Source organism: Staphylococcus pseudintermedius (genome assembly GCF_001792775.2).
GTDB classification, from domain to species: domain Bacteria; phylum Bacillota; class Bacilli; order Staphylococcales; family Staphylococcaceae; genus Staphylococcus; species Staphylococcus pseudintermedius.
Map to the genome: position 1 here is coordinate 1 of NZ_MLGE02000006.1, position 12,087 is coordinate 12,087.

Genomic DNA, 12,087 nt, shown 5'->3' on the forward strand with positions numbered 1-12,087 from the left:
AAATAGGACAGCTTGAGCGCGTATCGCACGACAATGTTGTCCTATTTTTTAACGTTATTTAATTTTTTTCACAACTTCAGATTTTAAACCAATTTGTCCAAAACCAGGAATTTTACAGTCGATATCGTGGCCGTCTTCAGGGTCAACGAGTTTAATATTTTTTACTTTCGTTCCTTGTTTAATCATTTGAGAACTGCCTTTGATTTTTAAATCGCGAATGACTGACACCGTGTCACCATCTTGAAGTGGATTACCATTTGCATCACGGATGACGGCTTGTTCAGCAGCTGCTTCGAGTGTATCGTTTGTCCATTCATACGCACACATCGGGCAAATGTAAAGTCCGCCATCTTCGTAAGTATATTCAGAATCACACTGCGGACAGTTTGGGATTGCGGTTGTCATGTTAGAATCAACTACTTTCATTAAAAATATAAATCTAATCTAACACATTCTGAGTGAAAAGTATGTAACAAATTTAACGACATGTTACGATAATTGTATGAGACGCAATGAAGTGTCATACGGTCACTAACTAAAAGAAAGAGGGATGGAAGATGACAAAGTTTGATGTAGAAAACCCTTCAACAGGAGAAGTTATTAAAACTTATGCATTTACAGAAGAAGCTGAAATTCATCATAAAATTGAACGTGCGTATGAAGTGTATTTATCATGGCGTGAAGTCGATGCGCATGAACGTTCACGTTTATTATGGCAATGGTCAACTTTAATTAAAGAGAACCGTGAAGCATTAGCAGAATTGATTACACTTGAAGGGGGCAAGCCTTATCAAGAAGCATTAGGTGAAGTGGATTACGCTGTTGGTTATGTGGATTGGTATGCTGAAGAAGTGAAGCGCATTTACGGTAGAACGATTCCGGCTAATTCGCCAGATAAGAAAATTTTAGTGGATAAATTTCCGGTTGGGGTTGTAGGGGCCATTACACCGTGGAACTTCCCAGCTGCAATGATTACACGTAAAATGGCACCCGCGCTCGCAGCAGGTTGTACAATCGTATGTAAACCAGCGACACAAACGCCCATGACGACGATTCGTTTAGTCGAATTAGCACATGAAGCGGGCATTCCTGAAGATGCGATTTCATACATTTTAGCAAGTGGTAAAACAGCAGGGAAAATTTTCACTGAACATGAACTGATCAACAAAGTGACATTCACAGGCTCTACACCCGTCGGTAAAAAGTTAATCGAACAATCAGCAGCATCTGTAAAAAATGTCACAATGGAACTCGGCGGTCTGGCACCACTCATCGTGCATAAAGATGCCGACATTGAACATGCAGTCGAACAAACGATTAAAACAAAATTTAGAAATGCAGGCCAAACTTGTATTTGTGCCAACCGTATTTATGTACATGAAGACATTGCAGAAGAATACGAAAAACAACTCATTGAACAAGTCCATGCCTTAAAAGTAGGGGACGGTATGGAGAAAGATGTGAAAATTGGACCACTCATTAACCAAAAAGGCGTCGATAAAGTGCTCGATCACATTCAAGATGCGGTTGAACATGGCGGTCAATTATCACGTGAATTAGATGACATTCAAGCGCTAGGTGGTAACTTCTTAAAACCAGTAGTCATTACGAATGTTAACCATGATATGAAATGTATGCACGAAGAAACATTCGGTCCAGTAGCGCCTGTAATGCGTTTTGCTGATATTGATGAAGCGATTCATTTAGCGAATGATACAGAATTTGGATTGGCATCTTACTTCTTCACAAACGATTATCGTACAGGACTTTATATATACAACAACTTACATTACGGTGTCGTAGGTTGGAATGACGGTGCACCATCCGCACCGCATGCGCCATTTGGTGGTGTGAAAGAAAGTGGTTACGGCCGTGAAGGTGGTATTGAAGGCATCGAACCTTATCTAGAGACTAAATACCTCTCAATCGGTACAAAAACTAAATAACGATTGATTGAATCAACTAAAGGCTGGGAGAACATATCTTCCGGTCTTTTTATTATCGAATCCTCCTTTAAATTCTTTATTTATGTTATGCTTTTATTAACTAAAATCGTATAAAAAAGGATTAGCTCAATGATTATTTCACTTGACATTTTAGGTTTTCTTTTTATACTTTTGCTCGTGATTCATATGTTTAAATTAGATGTTTTGATTGCCAATATCGACTTTGAACAAATTGATGAACGCAATCGTGATACTGTTCGTAGACGATGGTTGATTTGGACGGAAATGATGATAGCTATATTATTTGTTTGGAGCTTATGCTTTTATTTGTATCATTTTTATATCGTTGTATTCATTATAGGTGTTTTCTGTTGGGTTATCATATATTCAATCGGGTTGCATTATCTGACAAAAAAATTTAAAAATAGGTGAATCACAAAATTCTAATTGATAATGATAATCTTTATCAATTATAATGAAAGAAGTTATCAATTGAACAGTGGATCTGTATCGAATTGACAATCAAGGTACCTCATTTGGAGATAGATACAATAAGGGTGCAGTCGCAATCAGGGCGAATGCGTAAAAGGAGATGAAGTCCAATGTTTATGGCAGAAAACAAGTTGACATTACAAAAAGGTACAGCTGAGGCAACAATGAAGCGATTCCACCGTCGTCAAGGTATTGAGACGATTGATGGATTCATCGAAATGTATGTAACACAAACGAATGGTTTAAAAGAATATGATGAAGTGAAAATTTTAACGGTTTGGCAATCTGAGGCTGCATTTCGTGAATGGTTAGGCTCAGATGTGTTTAAAGCGTCACATAAAAATGTTAGGCAGCATCATGAAGAGAAAGAAAGCCCGATTTTGAAGAATAAAGTGTCTACATACCAAATTGGTTATCATTATGAAAAAGCACATGCATAGATAGATGGAAAGGGAATGGAATAAAAAATTTGATGCTATTGATGCAATGTTTTGTTTAACTTGCCCTCTCGCTACGATTGGTTTTTGATTGCCTTTATGGCTGATCTTTCCTAGGGGCTGGCCCTTCAACTAAATTCGGCTTGATTATAGTGTACATTTGGTGGTAGCCGAATTGGATTTTGGGAGCAGTACAGAAATCTCATGTGTAACAAAGATTTCGTTGTACTGCCCCCGCAAGGCTGACTAGACTTCTCAAAAGCATGCGCATTGAGAAGTCAGACAGCTACTGCGTTAAACGGTAGCCACTTTTAAAGTTAAATGACGTTGTTTAGCCTTTAACTTATCCCTCGGGAGTCTCAGCCTTCCGGGTAATCTTACATCAAATACAGTAACATAGGGCAAGTTTATGGAATTAAGAAAAGCAATAGCATCAATTTTTTATCCAATTCATCTTCTTTTTTATGCTGTTTGATAATCTTTAATGAATAGATAAAGGCTAGGAAAATAATGTCCTAGCCTGTTTTTGTGTTTTGATTTTTGTATGATTGTCCTTTCCTTAACCTAGAAATACTACAAATCGCTCAAAATAGATTATAATGATATCTAAAGATGCGAGGTGTAGAAATGAAAACATATATAGAACGAGATGGACGTACAATTCAGAAACACTATTTGACATTAAATGGCCATCGACAAGGAATCATTATTGAATCAAGAGGCACAGCTAAACCGATATTACTCGTTGTCCATGGCGGCCCAGGATTTCCGCTTTATTCCTTTTTTAGAGCACATCATATTGACTTAACTGATCGTTATACAGTTGTATTTTGGGATCAACGTGGCACAGGTATGTCTTATACCCGTGAAACAGTTGAAATGGCGGATTTAATCTCTGACTCGTATCAACTGATTCAATTTTTACGGCATCATTTTCAACAAGAACAAGTGTATTTGATGTGTCACTCATTCGGTACCATTATTGGAACACATCTCGCGCATCGCTATCCAGAATATATTGCAGCATACATTGGGATGGGGCAACTCGGGGACGTATTTCATAATGAGCAATGTATTTTGCAGCATTTACGCTTTCTAGCATATGAAGAACGCAATCAACGTGCAATCAAACGATTAAGCGCAATCCATTTAACGCGTGATTTTAACAAAGATTGCCAATATGAAAAGGCAAGACAACGCTATACGGCACGTTATCATGTCGGTTTTTCAAGTCGTGGCTATTCCGTTTGGCGCATGTTTCGTGTGATGATGCAAACGCCATATTACCGTTTGATAGAAAGAATTAATATTGTCAGAGGTAGTTTGTCCACGTTTGAACATTTAACTAGTGAAATGGCACATACGAATTTGAATGATATTGCCCAGGAAATAAAGGTCCCATTTTATGTTTTACAAGGGGTTCACGACATGCAGACGACATACGAAGACAGTAAAGCTTTTTTTGAGCATGTCGGTTCTGCAGAAAAACGTTTTTACGCTTTTCAAGATACTGCGCACGCCCCATTTGTCGATGAGCCTGAAAAAATGATCGAAATTATGCATGAAATTGTTGACCGTCACGTGACGTCATAGGCTATACATGAAGTATGGAGGTGAAATCGATGTCACATTATTCGACAGGTGAACTTGCGAATATGTTTGGACTTACAAAAAGAACCATTCAGTATTATGATCTTCAACACATCTTAAAACCTGCCTATATAGACGATAATCAATATCGCATGTATACAGAGCATGAGGTGGAACAGTTGCGCCTAATTTTAGTGATGAAGTCATTAGGTCTCACGCTTAAAGAGATTAAGCAAATGTTGTCAGTGGATGGAACACTTCAAACGGTACGTACTTTAGTGACACGAAAAGTAGAAGAAACTGAGGCGGAAATACGACAACAACAACAGCAACTGAAACAAATGAAGCAAATGCAACAGATGATACTGGATTCATCACGTGCACCTGTTAAAAATCTATCTGACATTGAAGATGCGATGAAACAAAAACCACAACATCAACGTCTCGTGAAACACATGTTTTTGATGGGAACGACAGCCACATTATTTGAAGTGATTGGTATTGGCTTGAGTTGGAAATATCGTCAATTATGGCCAGCCGTTTTAGGATTTGGAAGTGCAATTACAGTAGCCCAAAAAATGACACATACGTACTATCAGCAAGTCAGTTACATGTGTCCAAATTGCCAACAGCAGTTTAAACCGCCATATCGAACATGGTTATTTGCACCGCATACGTCTCAAACAAGACTGTTGACTTGCCCGAACTGTGGCTTCAAAGGATATTGTACAGAAATTTACGATACAACCAATTAAATAATGAGGATTGAGTGCGTGACATGCGAGTCTGATAATGTTGCGCACTTGCTTTTTGTCTCGTTTTTAAAATGGAATGTGCATCGGCTGTGAAAATTTGTAAGCGCTTCAAAAACACGTTGAATTGCATGGATGAAGCGGATAAGATGGAGGTGTATGAATTTTGTGAAGAGAGGAAGCATTCGTATGAAAATACTTGCAGTTACATCTTGTCCAAACGGTATTGCGCATACATATATGGCACAAGAAAAGTTAGAACAAGCCGCAGCGGCACTCGGTATTGATATTAAAGTGGAAACGCAAGGGGGTGTCGGTACAGAAAATGTATTAACAGCTGAAGAAATCGCAGCTGCAGAGGGTATTATTATTGCCGCAGATAGACAAGTGGATTTATCACGGTTTAATGGTAAGCCGCTCCTGAAAGAAAGTGTCAGAGCAGGTATTCATCAACCGGAAGCCTTAATCCAACGTGTGGTGCAGGGGGAAGCACCGGTGTATCATTCGACAGGGCAAGCTGAAGCAAGTGAGACATCTTCACACCAAAGCGAGAATAACAAAAATGGCATGCAAATGGTTTATCAACATTTAATGAATGGGGTTTCCTTTATGGTGCCATTTATCGTTGTCGGTGGGTTACTCATTGCATTGGCATTGTCATTAGGTGGTGAAAAAACAGCGACACAAGGTTTAGTGATTCCCGATGATTCATTTTGGAAACCGTTTGAAAAAATTGGTGCATTAGCGTTTAGCTTTATGGTACCGATATTGGCCGGTTACATTGCGGTGAGTATTGCTGATAAGCCAGGTCTCGTGCCAGGGATGATCGGTGGTGCGATTGCAGCGGACGGTAGCTTTTACGGTAGTACTGCGGGTGCTGGCTTTTTAGGCGGTATCGTTGCCGGTTTCTTAGCAGGTTATATTGCGAAATGGATTAAAAATGTTAAAGTGCCAAAAGCGATGGCGCCGATTATGCCGATTATTATTATTCCAATTATTGCGTCGGTCCTCGTCGGCATGATTTTTATTTTCATTTTAGGTGCGCCCATTGCAGCAGTTTTTGAATCTTTGACGACTTGGCTGAAAGGGATGCAAGGGGCAAACATTGTCATTTTAGCTTTAATTATCGGTGCAATGATTGCGTTTGACATGGGTGGTCCAGTGAACAAAGTTGCATTTTTATTTGGTTCGGCTTTAATCGCAGAAGGCAACTACAGCGTCATGGGGATGGTCGCAGTAGCAGTCTGTACGCCGCCGATTGGACTCGGACTTGCGACATTTATTCAAAAACGTAAATTCAACCGTAATGAAATTGAAATGGGGAAAGCTTCATTTACGATGGGACTCTTCGGGATTACAGAAGGTGCGATTCCATTTGCGGCACAAGATCCATTACGTATTATTCCGGCGAATATGATCGGTGCGATGGTGGCTTCGGTCATTGCTGCACTGGGTCATGTCGGTGATAGAGTTGCGCACGGTGGACCTATTGTTGCGGTATTAGGAGGCATCGATGGGGTGCTCATGTTTATCGTCGCAGTATTAGTCGGTAGCTTTGTCACGACAGCACTCGTGTTAACATTTAAAAAGCAACCGACAGCAACTCAAGCGATATCTAGAACATCAATATCCACAGTGAAGGCAAATGACGATACAGACGTAGAAGATATGTTGAATCCACAAGCAATGATTCAAACAGCAACGCCTATGGATAGAGACAAAGCCATTGATACGATAATTAATCGTTTAGTGCGTGAAAACTATGTGGCAAATGCTGCGGTGTTAAAAGAGGCTGTACTCGCACGTGAGGCCGAATCGACGACAGCCCTCGGTATGCACATCGCGATGCCCCATGCGAAAACAAATGCGGTACGTCAACCGATTATTGGTGTACTTAAACATGATCAAGGGGTACAATGGGAAAGTTTAGACGGTACATTGCCACAACTCGTCTTTTTAATTGCTGTACCGGAACAAAGTCATGATACGCATTTAAAAGTGTTGCAACAACTGTCGAAAAACTTAATGCATGATGACAAACGACAACGATTGTTAGACACAACGAATGAAGCGGAATTATACGAGACATTACAACGTATCATCAAAGCATAACTGGGACTTAAAGAGGCTGGGGGTGACTCAGTCTCTTGCTTTTTGCTTATTTTCAATTTGCAATAGAACTTATCTTTATTTAAAAAGTGTTCAATACGCGCTATAATAGACACATGTTATAGAAAGGAATGATGGCATGACAGAACGAAAATCCCCTTCATCTCAAAACATGCGTCATCGTTTAGTCAAAGCTGGTACTGTCCTTTTATTGGTTGGTAGTGGACTGCAAATGCCTTCAACATTGTCACACGAAATGACAGCGATAGCTCAGACAGATGCGACTGATGATTTGAAAACATTACGTGAAAATGCAGATAAAAAAGTGAAAGCGTTACAATATTTAAATACGGATTATAAAAATGAATTTCTTGCGTTAATTCGTGAATATGATACGTCGTCAAAAAATATTGAAGTGGTTGTTGACGAAGCAGAAGCAGCCAATCGTCTAGCGCATGACGCTCAATCGAACGATGAAATACAACCTGAATTAGATGCCATTGATGAAAAAATTAGCGCGTTAAAGGCAAAGGTTGATGAAGGTCAACGAGAATCAACTGAAGCGCGTCAAGATGTAACGTCAACAGAGACAAAGAGTGCTGAATCAGAAGGAAGAGAGCCATCCACTGAAGGCGAGAGCAAAGTAAAGGAGTCATCTTCAGCACAAACGATTGTAGCACCCCATCATGGTCAACAAGATGTGAGCGCACTGAAAGACCATATTAAGAACGATGTCGATACACTTAAACAAGACTATGCAACGCAAGACAAGCAAGTGACACCACTCCAGGGCATTGACAGTGCAATCACACGCATTGACCATTTCGTTTCAGAAAGCGTGGATCACAAGTCTGACAATTATTTTGAAGAAAAACGTCAACATTTACAAAACTTTGAACAAGACATTAAAAAACGTACGGACATTTCTGGGACTGAGAAGGCGACTTTGCTTGATGATGCGAAAACGGTAGCCAACCAACTGAACGCGCAAAATGATACGATTTTAACTGAACTTCAACAGCATGACGATAAACGTGCAGCAGTTGAATCGATATTAGGTGAGATTTTTAATGCACAAGAAGCGGCTGAACGTGCGAAACAGATAGATGTTAAAGGTAAAACAGATCAACAATTGGCAAACGAAATTCATCAACAAGCGGACGGACTTATCAAAACGTCGAGTGATGATTTATTGTTAGGAATGTTGGAAAATAATTCAAATACACAAGGTCTAGTGGAAAGCATTTTACGAACACGCTTTGACAAACAAGAAGCGCACAAAATTGCCGGCGAAATCATGCAAGGCAAGCCTTCAAATGCAGCGATACTCGACCGCTTGAAAGACCATTTTAAAGCGAATGGTAAGGCGAGTGGAGATGATATTTTAAATGCGTTAATTAATAATACGGATGCAGATGCTGAAGTGATTGAATCAATTCTAGGGGGCCGTCTTAATGCAGAAAATGCAAAATTGATTGCCGACCGTGTACAGAAAGATAAAAAGAAAACACATCAAAACTTAAAGGCAATTGAAGACGAACTTAGTGCGCAAGCGAATCGGTTGTTAACGTTACGGAAGCAATTGCAACAAATCCGTCATAATACGCAAACAGATATGAATGACTTGTTTGCACCGCTGCGTCGTATTGCAAATATTCTCGGTGGTGGTTTAAATCGTGACGACATTCACTCTTCAGGTCGTACGAATGACAAATTGCAGCAACTGTTAAATCGTGATCATTCGTTGTTAGGTCGTGGTGGTGATTTATTCAAACATGATTTTGCGCCAAAGCCGAATATCGATCCATATCAAGCGATTAATAGTCAAACGGCATCACACGGCTTTTTAGATGGTTTATTTGATCAAAATGGCGATTTCAATTTACCGAATACAGGTGAAATAGTGAAGCGGACTTGGCTACCGTTGGGTATTTTAGTCGTTGCAATCGGTGTACTGATCTTAACGGTGAGATTTCATAAAAAAACACGCAAACAATAAGCACGAAAACTATGCATAAATAAGGGGAGGAGAGATAAAAATTTTTGATGCGATTGATACGATATTTTGTTTAACTTGTCCTCAATGCTTTATGGTTTTGATTGCCATTAAGGCTTCCCTTTCCAAAGGGGTGCCCCTTCAACGCACAAACGCTTGATTAAACGGGTACATTTGTTGAGCTGTTAATGGATTTTGGGAGCATTACAGAAATATCATGTGTCACAAAGGTTTCGTCGTATTGTCCTCGCAAGGCTGACTCGGCTTCTCAAAAGCGTAAACATTGAGAAGTCAGAGAGCTACTGCGATAAACAGTAACCGCTATTAAAGAAAAGAGGTCATTGTCAGCAGTATGCACGTATTCCCACAGGCGTCTCAGCCTTCTGGGAAATCTGATATTAAAATATTGAAATTGAGTGCAAGTTTATGAAATCAAGAAAACCAATAGTATCCAATTTTTATGTCCAATTCATCCTTATTTTTTGACTGTTTAATAAATATAAATAAAGCAAAACCTGAAAAGTGGTAGAGGCGGGGATAACTTAATGTCCTTGCCTCTACCACTTTTTAAATAAAACAGCATGAGTAAAATTCTTTATTCAGTTGCTAAGTCACCGCTAATGTAATCTAATTGTGCGGCATCTTTTGCATCAATTGTACGGAATGAAATGACACCCAGTCCTCTGACATTAGATTCTGATATAACGATGGAACCATCACGATTCACTTTCTCAACGAAGGCGACGTGACCGTAATAACGATCTGCACCTAATTCATTCGGATTAAATACTACTGCACTGTGTACTTTTGGCTTGCTTGATACGCTATAACCTTGTGTAAGTGCAGAATAAGTCCAATCAGCGGCATTTCCCATTGTACCTGAAATGTGAATGTCAAATTGTGCCATACGATTGTACACATACCACGTACATTGTCCATACGGATACGGTGAGTCTGCAGATATGGCAAATGGTTTGAAAGCACCGCCATCGCTTTTCGCAGTTTCGTTATCATCTTTCTCAGCTAATAAATCTGGCATGTCATCTTGGTCAAAACGCGTTAAATCGTACGCTTCAATTAAAGCTTCTAACTTTTGGTCATATTGTGGATCTGTCGCATATGTACCAACGAGTGCTGAAGCGGCATCGTGATAACTAGAACTATGGCTTTTCCAAACGTCTTCATAGATATTCGGATTACCATCGATGCCTCCTTTAATTAAATCTGCATAATCTTGTAAGGACGCTTTGTGATCGGGGTATTTTCGGAAAGCAGCATCGATTTCATACAATTGCTTGCCGTCTGATTCCAAAGTTTTGAAATGTGCGCTTTCTCCGTGATAGCTGCCTTTAATACCAAACAAGTTGAAATAAGGATCACGTGATAATTCACTTCTACCAGAGTCAGATTCTAAAATCGCTTGAGCAATCATGATAGAGGCATAGAGGTCTTCTTGTTGACCGATATCATGTGCATCTTTCGCAATGTCATTAATAAACTCACGTGTTGATGATTGCGGAACGACACGCATTGTTCCTGCATCATTTGGAGATGTATCAGAATCGGGCATTGTTTCAAACAGTGTCGTTTGACGTGTTTGCTTTCTATCTGCCTCATTTTGATAGGATTGTTTCGGCGCTTGTTCTCGTGATGACTTGAAAGTGTCAGGGTCAGAAATTTGCGCTTCATGTTTTGGCGATTTTGACGTTGAAGATGGCTCATTAGCCTCTTTTTGTTGTTGATGTGCATGATGCGCTTGTTCAGCTTTTTCGCTATATTCGTCTAACAGTGCATCAATCACCGCATCATTTTGATTTTTTTTAGTTTGTTGATCCGAAGTCGCGTCGTCACGAGTTGATGGCGCATGGTTTTCTGTTTGTTTATCTTCGGTATCCGGTGCATCTTCCGTTGTTGATGGCTTTTCAGTTGTACTATCGTCATTCACAGGTGGTACTTCCGATGTGCCTTCTGATGTAGCTTTGCTTTTTTCTGAAGTTGTCGCATCTTCAGTTGAGGGCTGTTCATTCGAAGTATCCGTGTTGTGTGAAGGTGTAACATTTTCATGGTCATTGTCTCGCTGTTCAGTTGAAGGTGATGCCGTTGTTGCTTGGTCTGATGATAATGCGTCATCAGTTGAAGTTGTCGTATCATTTTTACTGTCTTCACCACCGCTCAGAATCGCTTGAAGTTGCTCGAAAAAGTCTCGATTTTCAGGCGTCGATGATTGCGCTTGTGTTGGCGTTGATGTCGCGTCATTTGTTGGTGCTGGATATGTATGCTGAGGCGCGTCTGTTGTTTCATTTAATGTAGAATGAAACAGTTGGCCAAACCAATCTGTATGAGGCGACAAAGACGATTTCAACTGTGAATCCAAAGGGGATGTTATGTCGAAAAGGTCAGCCTTTTTTGAATCATGTTGTTGCGAAGTTGTTTTCTCACTTGTTTTCGATGATTCTCGTTTCGTTGTTTCTTTTTTATCTGATGATTGAGATTGCTTTTTACGGTCGTCACGTGTTTCGTCTGACGCGACATCTTGATCATGATTATCCACTTTTGGATTTTTAGGTCCATTTTCAGTTTGAGGTGTTGCTGCAACAGCCCATTGAGGTGTGACAGAAGGGATGAGCAATGCAGTACTTAACAACCCTGTATAAATGAATTTCTTATTCAATTTAAGACTCCTTTCTTAAAAAAAGCGCAGTGATTGATGTGTAAAATAGGGTTGAAATGCACAATGATAATGGCACGACTCGGGTCACAAGGGG

At 39.9% G+C, this 12,087-nt stretch carries 8 protein-coding genes; 6 read left to right on the forward strand and 2 right to left on the reverse strand.

Going from position 1 to position 12,087, the window contains the following annotated elements; genetic code table 11:
* Positions 1-54: 54 nt before the first annotated feature.
* Entirely contained in the window at positions 55-405 is a 351-nt protein-coding gene (locus BJK46_RS06025; protein WP_015729673.1) for a zinc ribbon domain-containing protein YjdM, read from the reverse strand.
* A 152-nt stretch (positions 406-557) separates the two neighbouring features.
* Here BJK46_RS06025 and BJK46_RS06030 point away from each other — a divergent pair, with 152 nt between their 5' ends.
* The 6 genes from BJK46_RS06030 to spsA all read left to right on the forward strand — a co-directional run bounded on the left by BJK46_RS06030 (position 558) and on the right by spsA (position 9,325).
* Positions 558-1,946 (forward strand): NAD-dependent succinate-semialdehyde dehydrogenase, encoded by a 1,389-nt coding sequence (locus tag BJK46_RS06030; RefSeq protein WP_065353993.1) that lies wholly within the window; start codon positions 558-560, stop codon positions 1,944-1,946.
* Positions 1,947-2,548: 602 nt separating this feature from the next.
* Positions 2,549-2,878, forward strand: coding sequence for an antibiotic biosynthesis monooxygenase (locus tag BJK46_RS06040; RefSeq protein ID WP_015729670.1), 330 nt, complete (start codon positions 2,549-2,551; stop codon positions 2,876-2,878).
* Positions 2,879-3,502: 624 nt separating this feature from the next.
* Positions 3,503-4,468 carry an alpha/beta fold hydrolase gene (locus BJK46_RS06045; protein ID WP_063278895.1) on the forward strand — a complete coding sequence of 322 codons (966 nt, stop codon included), beginning with the start codon at positions 3,503-3,505 and terminating at the stop codon, positions 4,466-4,468.
* Positions 4,469-4,497: 29 nt separating this feature from the next.
* Positions 4,498-5,220 carry a helix-turn-helix domain-containing protein gene (locus BJK46_RS06050; RefSeq protein ID WP_015729668.1) on the forward strand — a complete coding sequence of 241 codons (723 nt, stop codon included), beginning with the start codon at positions 4,498-4,500 and terminating at the stop codon, positions 5,218-5,220.
* 186 nt (positions 5,221-5,406) lie between these two features.
* Positions 5,407-7,329, forward strand: coding sequence for a fructose-specific PTS transporter subunit EIIC (locus BJK46_RS06055; RefSeq protein ID WP_103263652.1), 1,923 nt, complete (start codon positions 5,407-5,409; stop codon positions 7,327-7,329).
* Between the two features lie 136 nt (positions 7,330-7,465).
* Positions 7,466-9,325 carry an LPXTG-anchored surface protein SpsA gene (spsA, locus tag BJK46_RS06060; RefSeq protein ID WP_103263651.1) on the forward strand — a complete coding sequence of 620 codons (1,860 nt, stop codon included), beginning with the start codon at positions 7,466-7,468 and terminating at the stop codon, positions 9,323-9,325.
* A 592-nt stretch (positions 9,326-9,917) separates the two neighbouring features.
* Here the strand turns inward: spsA and BJK46_RS06065 are convergent.
* Positions 9,918-11,993, reverse strand: a complete 2,076-nt coding sequence (locus tag BJK46_RS06065) for an amidase domain-containing protein (protein ID WP_103263650.1) — start codon at positions 11,991-11,993, stop codon at positions 9,918-9,920.
* Between the last annotated feature and the right edge of the window lie 94 nt (positions 11,994-12,087).